The organism is Mesorhizobium sp. M0715, from assembly GCF_040320355.1.
In the GTDB taxonomy this organism is placed as follows: Bacteria; Pseudomonadota; Alphaproteobacteria; order Rhizobiales; family Rhizobiaceae; genus Mesorhizobium.
This window is the reverse complement of the sequence record NZ_JAMYPL010000031.1, coordinates 17,815-34,542: the sequence shown is the minus strand read 5'-3', so window position 1 is coordinate 34,542 and position 16,728 is coordinate 17,815. Positions and strand designations below refer to the sequence as shown.

The following is a 16,728-nucleotide window of genomic DNA, read 5'->3' as shown; positions in this document are numbered from 1 at the left end:
ACGGAATGGCGTCGGTGTCGGATTTCGAGCAGGGACAAACCTTCACCATAGAAGCCGGGGGCCGGCAGATCCCGCTCGAACTGAGCGCGGTCAAGCCCATCGCCGCCAGCCCGCGCCCGGGTGGCGGTTTCTCGCTGCTGTTCAAAGGCCCGCGCGAAATCGCATTGCCGCAGGCGACCTATTTTTTCACGGGGGAAAGCGGCAGCCACGAGATCTTCATCGTGCCGGTCGCCGCCGATGCGACGGGGCGGCTGTACGAGGCGGTGTTCAATTAGGACCCAGTTTTGGGCTGCATGCAGGCCTATCGCATCGTGACAGGGCCTAATGCGACAATCCTTGCCGCCGGCGCCGCCCCTCACTGTCCTGCCGGACATCTCTCCCCGTAAACGGGGCGAGAGTGGCTGGCTGCGACGCGGGCGCCTTTCTTGCAACGCTGGAGAGTGGTGAAATCCGCGGCGAAAGCGTCCCTCTCCCCGTCACTATACGGGGAGAGGATGCCGGCAGGCAGGTGAGGGGCAGCGCAAACGATGACCATAGACAATGATCGCATCTGCCAACAAATCGGTTCCGACGATCATAGATCGTCGCCCCCTGACGGCGCACAGGCCATCAGGTCATAAACGCCCTTGTCCTCGACGACCGCGAAGCCCAGCGCCAGGTAAAGCCGTCTCGCCGGATTGTTCTTCTCGACATGGATCGAGGCTGATTTGCCGGCTAACCATGCCTCGTCGATGAGGTCGCGCAGCAGTGCGGTGCCGTAGCCCTTGCGGCGATGCTCCGGCAGGAAAGCGATGTCGATGATGCGGTGCTGGCTCGGCCAGCGCTCGATGTAGAGGCGGCCGATGTCTTCGCTATCGCGTTCCACCACCAGCCAGTCGGCCTCGGGATAGTGTTTTCGGTAATGCGCGTGCTGGGCCTGGAACTGCATACCGAGGAATTCGGCCTTCTGCGCCTCGCTCCACGACGTCACCGCGAGTTCTTCGAAGCGGGTCGAGGCATAGAGCCGCGACAGGAACGGCAAATCCGCTTCCGTCGCAGCGCGGAAGCCGAGCCCGGCCGTGTCAGACCGGGGCCAGACCGGACGGGCCTGCTTCGCTTGCGCCACGCTGGCGTAAATCAACCGTCAGACCGGCGGCGTCAGGTCGCGCACGACGACGATCTGCTTGAGATTGTTGTCGGTCAGCGACGTCCAGTTATACTCCCATTCGGAACTGTCGATGCCCATCTGGTTGATCGTCCACAGGCCGTTGGTGCCGTCCGGCATGAGCGCCAGGCTGAACAAAGCGAGCCGGCCGTCGGCATTGTAGTTGAGCGTCAGGCGCGTCGAGCGAAGGGATGCGCCGAAATCGCGCCATCCCGACCAGTTCTGGGTATAGGCATCCCATTGCGCGTTGAATTGGAGGAAGTGCTGCTGGTCGGCGGCGACCAGCACGATATCGCCGTCGCCCTGGATGCCGGCGGCAAGCGCAAGGTTGGGCGCCCTGGAGTAGCCGGGTGTCGCCCACTGCGTCCACGTATCCGATCCGGCGGGCATCTGGCGCGTGTGCAGCACCTGGCCGTTCTGGGTCAGGGCGAACAGATTGGTGGCGCCCAGCGGGCCGACGACCGGCGCCATCTCGATGAAGCCACCTGTCTGGGTCGTGTCGATCTGCACCCAACCCGTCCAGTCGGCGGCCTTCAGGGCCTGCGCCTTCGCCTGCTGGCAGCGATAGAGATGCAGGTTCGAATTGATGCCGAACAGGGCGATGCGGCCGTCGCCCTGGCGTATCGCCGAAACCGTCACCAGCCCGCCGGGGATCTGGATCCAGTCGCTCCACGGTTTGGCCGGCGGCGTCAGCACGTCGACGGTGACGACGATCGGTGTCGTCGTGCCCGGCGGCGTGATGGTTTTCTGCACCTGCACGATCTGGTCCGGATTCTGGTAGATCCACCAGATGCGGCCCTGATTGTCAGTGACGAAGACCTCGATGCGGCCGTCGGCATCGCGCGCCATCGAAAGCTTCTGATAGGAGGTGGCGCCGGGCGGCGTGCCGATGCCCATCGGCGCGGTCCATTTCTCGACCGGGCCGATCTGGTTGGCGTCTTCGGTGATGAAGGACAGATTGGTGGTTCCCGATGGCTGCGCGACCACGGCGACACGGCCGTCCTTGGTGAGGCCCGCCGTCATGATCACCCAGGCGCCGGGCGCGATGAACGACCAGGCCGAAGGCCATGGCCCGTTCGGCGAAAGCTGCGCCTTCTGGATCAACTGCCCCTTGGCGGAATCGATCCCCACCACCATCAGCCGCGACAGTTCGAAAAACGACGTGCCGGCCGGCTTGTGCTGGTAAATGGATGGAGGGCTGGACGGCGCCGGGCGGACACTGGCCCTGGAAGCCGCTTTCGGCGCCGGGGCTTTCGCTGCGGGGGCCTTCGACTTCGGTTCTGCGTTCTTGGCCATCGTACGGTCCTGCCCTTTTAGTTCGGAATTCAGCTTCTTGGCGGGAAGACGCCTTGCAGCGCGATGCAGAAATAGCAGGTGAGATAGGGCTGCATATTGTTATGCGGCTGGTCGCCGCCGGCAGGGGGGAGCGCTTGAGGGCTCATCTGCGTCAGGTTGGCCGCCGGGGTATAGATTGTTGCGTTGGTGGATTTGGCCAGGCTTCGCGTCGAGGACGGCGCATTGAGTTCGCCCAGGTCGATGTCATGGTCGCGCATTGCGTGGGTGTGGTTAGGAATCTCCGATTCGAGCAGGCTTACCGTTTCCGTACCGCCGGTCTCGCCGAGATCGTGCAGCGAAAGCCCTGGTCCTTGCCCCGGGTGCATCGGCGAGCGGCCCTGAAGGTCGGGCAAGGCAAAAGTGCTTTTGCCATTGCCGCCATAGGTCGTGCCCAGCAACGAGAACAATGCCGTGTTCTGCGACAGCGGCAGCAACTGCCCGTCGCACCACGCCCAACCCCTGGGCGCGAAATAAAAGGGGAAGATTCGGATTTCGGCGACGAACGGGTCAGCCATGATGTCCCTCTCAGGTCGGCGACGGAAAGATGCCGAAAAGTGAAATGATAAAGCTGATGCAAAGATACGGCTGGAAATTGTTGTGCGGCTGGCTGCCGCCAACGGCTGTTACAGCCTGCTGTGCCATGTCGGTATCGGTCGTGTCCTGGATGTATGGCAAGGCGCCACCGCCAATCTGTGCAACGACCTTCCCGCTGGGACTGGTATCTTGACCAATGTTCAGGGACGCGACCATCGGATGGCTGTGTGACGGAATCTGGGAAATTGTCAGATTGACTTCCTCTATGCCTCCCGTCTCCGCAAGGATGAAGCCGCTGCCCTGATGGAGCGGAACACGGCCTTGCAGGTCGGGCAGCGCAAAAGTGCTCTCGCCATCGCCGCCATAGGTCGTGCCAATCAGCTGGAACAGTGTCTCGTTCTCCGAGATCGGCAGAAGCTGTCCCTCGCAGAACATCCAGCCGGCCGGCGCAAAATTGCCGGCAAACATGCGTATCTCGCCAACGTAAGGCTGTGCCATGGTCGCGCCTCCTTAATTCGGCGAAGGGAAAATGCCCTGCAGGGCAATGCAGAAGCTCAGCGTCAGGAACGGCTGCATGTTGAGATGCGCCTGACTGCCGCCGATGCTGGTAATTGTGCTCGGGCTCAGCGTCGTCACGTTCGCGAAGTCGCTATAAAGCCGCCCCGGAACCACCCCCAAAACGTTCCCCGCACCATCCTGGCTACTACCGGTGTTTGTGCTTGCCTGCGCAACGTGAACGTGTGTCGGTATTTCGGAAATCGACAGCGTATGGCTTTGCTCGCCACCGCGCTCGCCTAGTGTGTGACCGCTCCCGACGTGGACTGGGATACGTCCCCGATAATCGGGCAGTGCGAAATTGACCTGGCCGTCACCGCCGAAAGTGGTTCCGAGCAGTGAGAATAACGCCTGGTTCTGGTTGATTGGCAAAAGCTGCCCGTTACAGAGTGCCCAACCCTTGGGCGGGAAGACAAATGACATAATCCTGATTTCCGATAGAAATGGCTCGGCCATGTCTCGCGCCCTCATAAGATATCAGTAGAATACACGGAACGACACAAAAGTCTACTTGGCTCTCTAACAAAATAGGTACTTTATAAAATAATAGACAGTATTTAAATAACGAGAGGCGCAGGAAGACAGTACACATCCAAGGCTGTAGATCATCGCACCAAGATCACGGCACTGAACCGGCCGAGTGGTGGCCTTTCTACCTCATCAGCGTCGTCATCACGGGAACGGCGGCGTGGCGAGCCCGGTAAATCCGGTCGAGTCGGCCGTCGCAGTTGATGCAGAAACAACTGTATTGCGGCTGTTCAGATAGGCGATGGCGGCGGCCAGATCCGTGGGGGCCCCGGCATAGCCACTAAGGTTGATCGTCCCGTTGTTGCGTTGACGTACCCGGATGTCGCCGGCCGCCATGGTGCCGCCAAGCGAATGCGTGAAGGTGTTGGCCAGAGCGCCGGCGCCGCCTATGTTCAAATCGATGGATGAACCATCTCCCGTCGGCGACGTGATGCCCGACTGAACGAGAATGCCAGCGACTGCATTTCCGGCGCCATCCAGTTTGATGTCAATCGCGTTGCCGGTTATCTGGGCCAGGATGCTGCCGGCGCCGTCCTGTCCGGTCTGGACAAGGATGGCGCGTTGCGAGCCGGCATAATCGATGGTGTTGTTTTTGATCCCGACCCGCATGGCGCCGCCGCCGGCATTGATTACCGATATGCCATCAGCTGTCAGCCCGTTTGCGACCGTGATGGTGTTGTTTTCAATTCGAGCGTCAAAAGTGAAGCCGTTGTCGAACGCCGAGCCGAGTAGGCTCACCACGACGAAGTCGCCCGTGGCCGTACTGCTCAGCGTGTTGCCGGTGGCGACGAGGCTCACATCGCTGTTGTCCCCGGCGCTGACGGACAGCTGATCGTTGTTGCTGCTCGACGTGCTGTTGATGACGTTCAGGTTCATCGTGGAGCTGTCGAACGCATCGGCGACGATTCCACCGCTGAAGTTGTTGCTCGAATTGGCACCCGAGAAGTTGATCGTGGCGTTCGACGTTCCACGGATGCCGAACAGATACCCGCTGCCAAGCACGGCGCCGGTCGAGCTGCCGCCTGAAATCGTCAGTGCGAGCGTGCCGGACTGGGTCTGCAGCTGGAAGTTGTCGTCGCCGCTGCCTGTGATCGTGGTGCTGGTGACCGCGCTGGTGCCGGACATGTTGTAGAAATGGATGCCGTCTTCGTCCGCGCCATTGCCCGCATTCGATATGCTGCTGTTGCTGAGCGTGAAGTTCGAAACAGTATTGCCGTTGATGCCTTGCTCGGCGCCGCCCGAAATGGCGATCCGGTCCAGCGTCGCCGTAGAGACGTTTTGAAGGTGGATGGCCGCGTTGGTCGCGAGGTTGTCACCGGTCGAAAGCCCCGAATTGTCGGCATCGAGATCGTCGGTGCCGGCATTGGTGAAATTCATGTTCTTCAACGTGATGTTGCTCGCGCTGATGAAACTGGCGCCGCGCCCGGTTGTGTTCTGAATAGTGCCGCCCGAGCCGGCGGTGGTGCCGACGCCTGTAACGGTCAATCCAGCCGAGCCCGTATTGTTGAGCACGATGCCGTTGGTGCCGCCATTCGCCGAAATGCTCTGGAAATTCAGCCCGCTGGCACCGATCGTCGTGTTGACGACGTTGAGCGCCGTGCCTGTGCCGGAGGTGATCGTGTTGCCGGTGCCCTGCACCGTCACCGTCCCTCCGCCCGTGGCGCTGAAGCCGCCGCCGCTCGTTGTGTTGATAATCAGCCCGCCATTGGTGAAGCTGATGGTCGCGCCGGGGTTGCTGGTCAGGATGACGGCGGCATTAACACCGGTCGAGAGCGTCTTGACCGCGCCGCCGAAGTTGATCGTGCCGCCGGCGTTGCTGAGCACGGCAATGCCCAGCCCGCCATCGCTGCGAGTGATCGTGCTGGCGCTGTCGAAATTGACCGAGCCGCCGGCCATGCCGCGGATGTTGGCGACATTGCCGCCAGGATTGGTGATGTCGACATTGTTCAGGTTGACGACCGCGCTGACGTCGTCATTGCCTGGCGTGCCCTGGTCGCCATCGACGACGAAGGCATTGTTCGCAGCCCCCGCGTCGGTCTGGATGGCGACATTGTTGAAAGTGTAGGTGCCGGTCGCATTGTTGGTCGAATCGCCGAGAATGGTGATGCCGGCCGTGCCCGTCAGGCTGGCATTGTTGACGGTGACGCTGCCCGCCGCCCCGTCGATCACAATGCCGGTGCCGCCGGTGTCGTTGAGCCCGTTCGCCACGGCGGTGGTGAAATTCACCGAACCGCCGGCGGTGTCGGCGACGACGATCATGCGCTGGCCGGCGGTGGCTTGCGTGATCGTGCCGGCATAGGTGACGGTGGCGGTGCCGCCATTGACGTTGAACGCCGTGCCGCTGGGGCTGATGATCGAGGTGCCGGTGCCGAAATTGAACGTGCCGCCCGAGCCGTTGAGGATGTCGACGCTGGCATTGCCGCCATTCAGCGTCGTCGTGCCGACGAAACTGTAGATGCCGTCCGCATTGTCGAACTGCAGGCCGGTGCCGTTCGTCGCCGACAGCGTACCGGTAGCGAAGTTGAGCGTGCCGCTGTGGCCGCCCGCGACGCTGACCAGGGTGGCATTGTTCGCCTGGCTGACATTGCCGGTATAGTTGAGGTTGGCGGTGCCGCCGCTGACAGCGATGGTTGCCGCGCTGCCGCCGACCAGCGTGCCGGTGCCGAGATTGATCGTCCCCAACCCGATGACGTTGGTGAGGACGACGGCGCTGTTGCCGCCGGCGCCGTTGCTGGTCGAGGAAAAATTCATGCCGGTGGCCGCGACGGTGACGCCGCTCAGGTTCATCGCCACACCGGTGCCCGTGGCGATGGAGTTGCCCACGCCGGTGACGCTGACCGTGCCGGAGCCCGTGGCATTGAAGCCGGCGCCTGCCGAGGTCACGATCGCCAGACCGCCGCCGTTGAAATTGACCGTCACCGGGGCGCTGTTGCCGGCAATATCGACGCCAAGCCCGCCGCCGCTCATGCCGATGGCGTAGCTGGCGCCGCTGATGTTGTAGGTGCCGCCGGTATTGGCGGTGATCGATATGCCGGTGCCCCCACCGGTAAAGCTGTTCGAGGCGCCGGACACCGTCACCGTGCCGCCTGCATTGTTGTTCAGCGATACGCCCAGCCCGCTGGCCGTCAGATTGCCGCTCAGTGCGACGAGGCCGGCGCCGGCAAGCCGGCTCTGGACATTCAGCGCCGGACTGAATGCGCCCGAATTGTTGACCGTGCCCGAATAGCTCACGGCAGCCGTACCGCCGACGACATTGAACGACGCGCCCGTCGCCCCGCTGAGCGCGCCGGTGCCGAGATTGAGCGCTCCGCTGACATTGGTCAGGCTGACATTGTTGACGCCGCCGGCCGACGAGGTCGAATCGAGCGCGATGGTGGCGGCGACACCGGAGAGATTGATCGCTGTGCCGCCGGTTGCGTTCACCGTCTGGGCGGCAGCCGTAGCGGTGATGCCCATCGTGCCGCCGGTGGCGAGAATGCCGGTGCCGGCGGTGGTGTCGATGGTGACGCCATTGGTGAAGCTGGTTGTGCCGCCGGCCTGCGAGAGACCAACGCCGCTGGTCGTGTCGATGTTGGCGAGACCGGTGACGTTGAGCGTGCCGGTCTGGACTCGGATGCCGCCGCCTGTGTTGGGGACGGTGACATTGTTCACCGTCACCGTGTTGAAGTTGAAGGTGCCAGTGTTGGTGTTGATGGCATCGATGCCGAAGCCCGTCGTGTTGGTGATGCTTGTCCCGCCGGTGACGGTGAAGGTCCCGGCGACGCCGTCGAAGATGATGCCGCTGGCGCCGCCTAGGGCGCTGACGGTGGCAAACGTCATGTTGACGGTCAGCGGATCGAGATCGAATGCCGCGCCGTTGTTGGTGGTGACCACGCCACCGCTGTTGTTCAGCGTGAAATTGGTGGTCTTGGTGTTGGCGATGACACCGGTGCCGCCATTGTTGGCAAGGCTGAGCGTGCCCAGATCAAGGGTACCGCTGGTGTTGGTGAAGCTGAGGCCATTGCCCTGGACGCGAGCGCCTGGGTTACCGATACCGAGCGTGCCGGCGCTGACCGTGCCGCCGGCGCCGTCGGAATCGAAGCGGACATTGTTGAAGGCGATGCCACCGCTGCCGGCGCCGCCGGTCACCTTGTTGCCGGCAAACGACCTGATCGCAATTGAATTGTCGGTCGCATTGATGTTCTGGCCGGCGAAGGACGCTGCGAGGCCGGAGCCGGTCGATTGCAGCGTGTTGCCGTCAATCGACAGCAGAAGCGTATTGGCCGGAGCTCCCGTGATAGAGAAATCGAGCGCGTTGCCGCCGGCGGCGATGGTGTTGTTCCTGACGAAGAAACTGGAGGCGCCGGTGGCGTTGGCGGCAACGCCCGCACCGGAACCGAGATTGCTGACGATCAGGTTCTGGATGCCGCCCGTGAAGATGCCGCTGCCTGATGTCGCCAGGTTAATGACCTGCGTGGCGTTGTTGCTCTGCAGGACCGGCCGCAGCGTGTCGATGCCCCCCGGCGCCGAAATGATCGGCGAGTTCTGCACCGTGGTGAAGTGGAACGCGGCGGAGGCGCCGCTGCTGGTGTCGACACCGAGCTGCGAAACATCGACCGCCGCGTCGCCGCTCTTGAAGGCGAGCAGCACCTGCCCGTCATCGAGGTTGAACGTGGTGCCACTCAGGTCGATGGTTTCCTGGGCGCCGTTGACGTTCTTGTCGATCAGCACCACGACGTTGGCCGTGGAAGCCTGTGCGCCCGCGTAACTGCCCGGATTGGCGAGGCTGCCGTCGCCGGTGCCGCCTTCGGTGACGTAGTAGACGCTGATCGATGACAGGTTGGAAACGTCGCCGGTGAAATTGACGTCGTTGAAATTGTAGTCGCCATTGGTCGGCAAACTATCGGTGGTGTGGATGACCTGGCCGCCGGTGGTTGCGATCGACGACTCGGCCGGGCCGGCGCCGTCGCCGAACACCAGCCTGGCGTTGGTGGTGCTGGAGAACTGCACGCCATAGCCGACATTGGCGATAGTCGATTTCTGGCCGGCCGGATTGTTGTTGACGGTGTCGCCGAGCTGGATGGTGCCCGTGCCGGTGGTGCCGGCCATGTCGATTCCGATCGTGCCGGCGAAGCCGCCGCCGTCTACATCAAAATCGTCCGCGGTGATGTTGCTCGCGCCGAGCGCCGCGCCGTTGAGGTCGAGGCCGACCGCATTGGCGGCATTGAGCCCGATGGTCAGGCTGGCGAAATTCAGCGTCGAGCCGAGCGTGCCAGAGACCTGGACGCCGGTCGTGGTGACGCCCTGCAGGTTGACCGCGCCGAGATTGAGGGTGCCGCCGCTGACATTGTTGAGCGATATGCCGGTCGCAGCACCGTTGGTCGAAATCGTATCGAACTTGATACCACCGGCGCCGACCGTCGCGCCTTTCGCCCCGGCGACGACCGCCGTCGCGTCGCCAAGCTTCAGCGCCGTGCCGCCGTTCGTGGTGGTAATGGTGTTGCCGTCGCCGGTGACACTGACTGTTCCCGAACCGAAGGTGCTGGCGGTGAAGCCGGCGCCGCTGCTGGTGGTGATGACGAGGCCGCCATTGGTGAAGTTGAGCGTGCCCTTGGTCTGCGGGTCCATCACGTACGACGGTGCCTTGACGATGGCATCGTTGGCGCCGGTGTTGAATATCTTCGACGTACCAGAGAAGGTGACCGTGCCGTTGGCCGAGCCGCCGATGGCGACACCCTCGCCACCGCTGTGATCGATGGTGCTCGAAATATCGTATATGCCTTCGGCATGGCCAAAGAAGTCGAAGGCCGTCGATGACGTGGTGGAAACGACGGAACCGCTCATGTTCAGACGGGTCGCATCGCCGCTGGCGCTTATCACCGATCCCGCACCGACCGTGATCGAACCTTTGTAGGTCAGCGTGGTGAAGGCCAGGTCATTGCCGCCGCCGAGGCTGATAGCCGAGAGGGTGGTGTTCGTGATGCTGGCGCTGCCGTTGACGCCGACGTTGACGGTCCCGCCCTGCGAGCTCTGTATGATGCCGAACTGGCCGCCATCGATGGTCAGGGTGGATCCGGCGACATTGGCGATGTTGACGGTGCCAACCTCGGGACCGCCGATATCGAACCCGGCATATTGGACGTCGAGATCGATCGTGCCGGTGAAGTTGACCTCCCCGGTGCCACTCAGGGCGTACAGCCAGGCGCCGGTGTATCCAGTATCCCTCAGGCCGCCGATGTTGACATCCCCGACGAGATTGGCGCCCAACAGCGTCACGCCGGCACCGCCGGGGTCGCCGGGAAGGGCAGGGATCGTGGAGTCCGCCGAGATGCTGTCGAAGGTAATGCCGGCGCTGCCGACATTGGCACCATACACCACAAGTCCGTCGCTGCCGGCATTGATCTTGTTGCCGGCGCCGGTGACGGTAATGATGGTGGAGGTTGCGCCAGCCGGGCCTAAATCGCCAATTGCGACGAAGCCCGCCCCGGTCATTGTCGTTATAGCAAGGCCACCATTGGTGAAGTCGATCGTGCTGTTGGTATTGAGTGCCGGGACGGCTGAAGCGTAATTGCCAATGATACCCAAGCTCACGCCGTCCGTCGCGCCCGAGCTGATCACCTTGCTGGTGCCCGAGAAGGTGATCGCGGCCGCGTCGTTGCCGGCAACGACGATGTTGCCACCGGCTGCCGCATTGGTATCGGTGAGATTGCCCGACAGCGTCACCGAGCCGCCGGTCATGCTCTGGATCGACACCGCGGCGCCCGTGCCGTTGCTGGCGATCGTGCCGCCATAGGAAATCGTCGCGTTGCCGCCGCTGCCTGCGGTCCCCGAGCCGACATTGAACGACGTGCCCGAACCGGTGTTGGTCAGCGTACCGGTGCCGAGGCTTGCCGTGCCGCTGAGGTTCTGCAGGTTGACGCCGCTGCCGGAAGCGAATGTGGCACTTGTCGAGGCGAAGTTGATACCGGCCGTGATGCCGTCGAGCGCCGCCGCCTGCGCGTTGGTGGCGTTGATCGTGCCGGTCACGACATTGACCGTGCCGCCGCCGGTGGCGCTGAACGCTGTCACGTCGTTCGTGGTGATGTCGACATCGGCGAAGGTGATCGTTGAGCCGGCATTGCCTGTCAGCGAGACGCCATTGCCGCCGACCGTCACCTTGTCGGTGAAATCGACCGTACCACCGCTGCGGTTGGCGATCGAGATGCCGCCGCCGGTCAGCGTGCCAGCCGGTCCGCTGTTGGGCAAGGTGCCGCGCGTGACCGTGATGTTGCCGGCGCCGCCATCGACGTCGAGCAGCGTGCCGGCAACGTTGATGTTGTTGTCTGTGATCGACAAATTGCTGTCGAGGCCGGCAACCTTGAACGCCGTCTGGCCGGTGGCGACATTGCTGACCGTGACGCCCTGGATGACGATGCCGCCGACATTGCTGAAGCCGGTAGCATTCTGGTCGATGGTGAAGACCGAACCGCTGCCGCCGCTGAAGTCGAACGCGGTGTCGCGCACCTGGTTGCTGCCGAGCAGCTGCAAGGTATCGCCGCCCGTGCTCTTGACCACGCCCTCATTGCCGGTGACGTTGCCGCCGGTGGCGCCGAGATTGCCCTGGACATTGATCGGCTGGATGGTGCCGGAGGTGAGGATCGAACTGCCGTTGCCGAAGCCGGTGATCGACTGGCCCGAATCGAGCGTGAACGGCGTGCCGCTGAGATCGACGGTGCCGACGAAGGCGAAGGTCTGCGTGCCGGTCATGGCATCGGCCTGGGCGGCCGTGACCGTGGTCACGTCGGCGCTGAGCCCGTCCGTGTTGGCGTGGACGATGCCACCGTCCTGGGAAATCATGACGACCGCGCCGACCGCGCTGGCCAGATGGGCGGGACCGGAGAAGGTGACATCGTCGAAATCATAATTGCCGAGCGTCGGATCGAGCCCGATCGTGTTGACTGTGTAGCCGCCGGTGGTCGCGCTGATGAAGGATTCCAGCCCGTCACCCGCATTGCCATCACCAAAGGTGAAATTGGCGTTGGCCGACGTCGCCGTTGTGCCGCCGGACGACAGTTCGACGCCGACGCCGACCTTCGAGATGCTGGAGCCCTGCAGGAAGGTGATGGTCTTGTTGCCGATGGTCGACGACAGGTCGATGCCGCGCGAGGTCAGGTCGTCGGTGCCGGTGATCGTCGTCACGCCGAAATCGGCTGTCGTTGACGAACCGCTGAAGTCGATGCCGGTCTGGTTGGCGCCGGAGCCCATCGTCACATTTGTTGTTCCAAATGTGACATCGGCATTGGTCAGGGCGAAGTTGATGCCGGCTGGACCGACGGTCGAACCCATCGTCACGCTGGTGGTGCCGAAGGTGACGGCGCCGGCATTGTTGGTGATGTCGATGCCATTGCCCGTGGCGCCCGACACGGTCACCGCCCCGAAGGTCGCCGATGCGGTGCTGGCGACATTGGCGACGGCCAGGCCAGTAGCCGTCGCGCCGGTGATCGACAGCGGAGTTGTGACGTTCAGCGTCGCGGTGCCGGCAAGGCCGGTGACGACGGCGCCACCGCCGCCCGTCGCAGACAGCGTCGAGCCGATGAAGCTGATCGCGCCGCCGACCGGGGGCAGCGACGAGCCGATCGCGAAAAGATTGCCGGTGCCGGTCGAGGTGATGCTGCCGCTGAAGGTCACCGAGCCGCCGGTGGTGCCGTCGACCTTGACCGCCGTGCCTGGCGCGGTTGCCGAGCTGAATATGTTGGCTGCTACACCGATTGTCGCGCTGCCACCGGAAATGACGACACCGTCGCCAACGCCCGAATTGGTGATGGTGCCACCGAGGATCGTGATCGAGCCCGTGTTGTTGGTCAGGCTGACATCGGTGCCCGCGACATTGGTCGTCACCAAATTGGTGATGGTGAAGGTCGATGACGAAGCGTTGATTGCAACGCCGTTGATGCCGGCACCGGTGCCACCGATAGTGACATTGCCACCCAGGAACTGGCCGCCCGAGACGGCATTGAAATTGAGCGCTGTGGCTGCCACGACGCCTGTCGTGATGCTGTCGAACGCCATGCCGCCGGTGCCGATGGTGACGCCGTCGAGATAGATCGCGTGGCCGGTGCCGGTGGTGATCTGCTCCGTGCCTGCGGCCGCGACTGTGATCGTGCCGCCCCCGGTGGCGCTGAAGCCGGTGCCGATCGTCGTGGTCAGATCCAGCCCGCCGGTGAATTTGATTGTGCCGCCGGTGTTGCCACTCAGGTTGATCGCGAAGGCGGTGGCGGTGCTGGCGGTGATCGCTCCGCCGAACGTGGCGCTGCCGCCGCTCATGCCAGAGATCGTCACCGCGCTGGTAGCAGCGGTCTGGTTGATGGTGCCGTTGTAGGTGACGTTGGGCGTCGAGTTGCTGATGGAGAAGGCGTTGCTGCTCGTGTTGGCGATGGAACTCCCGACCCCGAAGGTCAAGGTTCCGCTGGAACCGCCGACGATGCCTATGCCTACGCCGCCGCCGGTGATGTCGAGATCGTCGAAGGTGGCGATGCTGTCGAAATTGTTGGTGGACAGCGCGGCACTGGTGGCGTTGGTGATCTTGGTGTTGCCGGTGAAATTGACGGTCGCGCTCGAACCGACAAGCGCGATGCCGGTTTGAGATGCGGTCTGGACGGTCAGGTCGTCGACCGAGACCGTACCGGTCACTCCATCGAGGAAGAGGCCGGTAGCGACATTGCTGACCGTCACGCCTTGGACGGTCAGGCCATTGATGCCCAGGCCGTGTATGCCGGCGGCGGCGCCACCGGAAATATTGAAATCGAGCAACGTGTTGCCGTTCCCCAGCGTCACGACATCGCCGCCGCCGGAACTGGTCAGCGTTGCCGCGCCCGCGGAATCCGAGATGGATTCGTCATGATGGACGTTGGTGCCGGTGACATTCAACGGCACCCCGCCGAGCGAGAACTCGCGGCCGTTGCCGAACGAGGCCAGTTCCTGTCCGTCGCTCAGCGAGAAGCCGGTGGCGTCGTCGATTGTCCCGCGGTTGACCAGCACAATGATGGCGTCGCTGGCGGTAATGCTGTCGGCATAATCGATCGAGGCGAGGTCGGTGATCGACGTGCCGCCGCCCGAAGCCCCGGCCGCGACGAAGATATAGTTGCGCAGATCGTAAAGTTGCAGGCCGGTAAACTGTGTCGTGCCGAAGGCGTAGTGGCCGCTGCCCTCATTGAGCCCGCGCGCATCGAGCGAGGCGGTGATGCCGGAGATGGAGCTGGAATCGCCGCCGAAGGTAAATTCGGCGTTGGCCGTGGCCCCCGGCGTGCCGGCTATGCCCAGCCGCACGCCGGTATCGACATTGGTGATGACGCCGCCATCGGTGATGGTGATGACCGCCCCGCCAACACTCGGTGAGGTCAGGTCGATGCCTATCGAGCCGGCCGCACCGGTGCCGGTGATGTTGAGCGACTGGGCGGTGAAATTGGTCCTGGCTCCGGAGAAGTCGAGGCCGGTGCCGACACCCAGTCCGGAGATGACGATGTTGCCGGCGACCACCGCCGCATTGACGCCGGCAAACGAGATGCCGTCGGCGCCGGGGTTGGTGATGCTGATGTCGCCGAAGCGGATCGTCGCCGGCGAATCCGAAATGGCGATCGCCGGTCCGGTCGTGTCGGAGATCGTCGTCGCACCGTTGACGGTGAAGCTGCCCGCGACATTCTCGAGCACGACACCCGACGTGCCGCCGCTCTGGCTGATCGAGTCCAGCACCACATGAGCGGTGATCGGATCGATGAAGACGGCGGTGCCGCCATTGCCCGATATTGTGCCGCCGGTGGTGGTGAACGTCCCGCCGGTCGAGGTGCCCTGCACGGTGATGCCGCGGTCGGTATTGTCCTGCGCATTGACGGTGGCGAAGGTGTAGGTGCCCTTGCCGGTGATATCGAGACCGTCGTCGAGATTGCCCTGCAGCAGCGTCGTGCCGGTGAAATTGTAGGTGCCGTCGCCGTCGATGTGCAGGCCATCGAGGCCGTTGCCGGTGGCGGTGAAGTTGGAGCCGGTGATGCCGGTCGAGCTGCCCGTAAAGTCGGCGCCGTTGCCGCCCGCACCGGTGACCGTCACATTGGTCAGCGTCGCGCCGGTGATGTTGTTGCCCAAAATGCCGTCGGCGCCGCCCGTGATGGTGATGCCGTTGAGCGTGTTGCCGTTGCCCAGCGTGATGACGGGGTTGGCGACGTTGGTGCCCTGGATCGTGCCGTCGCTGCCGCCCAGGTTGAAGGTGCTGGTGCCGCCGCCGAACAGCCTGGCGGTGACGCTTTCGCCGCCGCCGATGACGGTCTGGCCATTGGCGAGCGTCACGCCGCCGGTCGTCAGATTGCCGTTGCCGCCAAGCGCGACGACAAAGCCGTTCGCACCCGACTTGGTCACGGCGTCGTCCAGCGTCGTCGGGTCGGCCAGCGTGCCGGCGCCGGCGAGGCCGCCATCGGCGAAATAGAACTTGCCGAAGGCGGCATTGGTGGCGGCGTTGATGGCGATGCGCGTGGTCGTGCCGCCGGTCAGCGTCTGCGACTGGACGCGGACGCCGATGTCGCCACGCACCCGTTCGTTGACGCGCTTGCGAAGGCCTTCGCTGACCGGATAGACCGGCTCCGCCCCGTTGTCGGCCCCGTTGTCGGCCCCATTGGCGGCATTGTCCGAGCCGCTGCCAGGATTGAACGGGATGTTCAGCCGCACACTGCCGGCGAACTGGGTGTCGTCGCGATTGTCGTTGCGGACCTCGCCGGCGAAGACCAGTTCCGTGTTGCTGCCGAAGACATCGCCGATCGTATACTCGAACCCGGCCTTGGCGCCGGTGACGCTGCCGTCGTCGCCATGCGGATCCTCGAAATGATAGCCGCCGATGTCGAGCCGCAGCGAATGCTTGTCGGGCAGGGCGACCGGCACCTGCGCACCGATCTCGCCCTCGATGCCCCACGCCGCGTAGTCGCGGTGGTCGATGACCGAGATCTGCTCGATCAGCTGGTTGCTGACCATCGACAGGGTCGAGCTGGCCGAGTGATCCGTTGAATCGCCCTTGATCGGCAGATAGACGTTCACATGCGCATCGAAATGAGGCGTGATCGCCTCGGCGCCCAGCGTGGCGGCGGTGAACTGGGTGGAGTTGTAGTTCTCGATGTTGAGGTAGGCGTAGCCGCCGATCATCAGGTCCGGGTTGACGATGCGGCGAATGCCGAGGCCGACATCCTGGCCGAAACCATCCTTGAAATCGTGCTTGGCCCGGACATCCAGGAACAGCACGGATTCGGCCGTCTGCTTGAGCGGGATGAAACCTTCGAGCGCGGCGTTGCCGCCATTGTTGTCGGCGCCGATGATAGCGCGGATCTGCGGCTGCCACAGGCCGTTCGGATCGGCATGGGCCGCCAGACCGGAAAGGCCGAGCGCCAGCGTCGTCAGCGCCGTCGTCTTCCAGAGATGCCTGGCGATTCGCGAACGGCGATAGCCGGCGCGAGCGTGGAAATCCTCCCCACGCGCCGCTATCTCACCAACTTGCCGAGAAGTCTCGGTAGTTCCCATCCCTGGCGAGTCCTTCGGGGACTACACGCGCCCCGTGTAAATCCTTAATCGAATTCTATTGTATAGCGAGTCTCGGGCGCTCCGATTTCTGAAAGCTCCCTGTAAAATTGTTCGCTGTATCC

Annotated in this window: 7 protein-coding genes; 1 reads left to right on the top strand and 6 read right to left on the bottom strand. The window is 63.5% G+C overall.

Annotated elements, in window-relative coordinates; translation table 11 throughout:
* Positions 1-5 precede the first annotated feature (5 nt).
* Complete coding sequence (locus tag NKI21_RS27995) at positions 6-275, top strand: DUF6916 family protein (RefSeq protein WP_352442381.1); 270 nt, start codon at positions 6-8, stop codon at positions 273-275.
* 299 nt (positions 276-574) lie between these two features.
* Here the strand turns inward: NKI21_RS27995 and NKI21_RS27990 are convergent, their stop codons facing one another.
* From NKI21_RS27990 to NKI21_RS27965, 6 genes are all read right to left on the bottom strand, one after another.
* Positions 575-1,120: a GNAT family N-acetyltransferase gene (locus tag NKI21_RS27990; RefSeq protein WP_352868484.1), complete on the bottom strand. Its 546-nt coding sequence runs from the start codon at positions 1,118-1,120 to the stop codon at positions 575-577.
* Positions 1,121-1,123: 3 nt separating this feature from the next.
* Positions 1,124-2,440 carry a DUF8189 domain-containing protein gene (locus tag NKI21_RS27985; RefSeq protein WP_128304311.1) on the bottom strand — a complete coding sequence of 439 codons (1,317 nt, stop codon included), beginning with the start codon at positions 2,438-2,440 and terminating at the stop codon, positions 1,124-1,126.
* 29 nt (positions 2,441-2,469) lie between these two features.
* Positions 2,470-2,994: a phage tail protein gene (locus NKI21_RS27980; protein ID WP_128304312.1), complete on the bottom strand. Its 525-nt coding sequence runs from the start codon at positions 2,992-2,994 to the stop codon at positions 2,470-2,472.
* 10 nt (positions 2,995-3,004) lie between these two features.
* Positions 3,005-3,511, bottom strand: coding sequence for a phage tail protein (locus tag NKI21_RS27975; protein WP_128304313.1), 507 nt, complete (start codon positions 3,509-3,511; stop codon positions 3,005-3,007).
* A 12-nt stretch (positions 3,512-3,523) separates the two neighbouring features.
* A complete protein-coding gene (locus tag NKI21_RS27970) occupies positions 3,524-4,024 on the bottom strand; it encodes a phage tail protein (RefSeq protein ID WP_352868480.1) in 501 nt (166 codons plus the stop codon).
* 216 nt (positions 4,025-4,240) lie between these two features.
* Entirely contained in the window at positions 4,241-16,606 is a 12,366-nt protein-coding gene (locus tag NKI21_RS27965) for an inverse autotransporter beta domain-containing protein (protein ID WP_352868477.1), read from the bottom strand.
* Between the last annotated feature and the right edge of the window lie 122 nt (positions 16,607-16,728).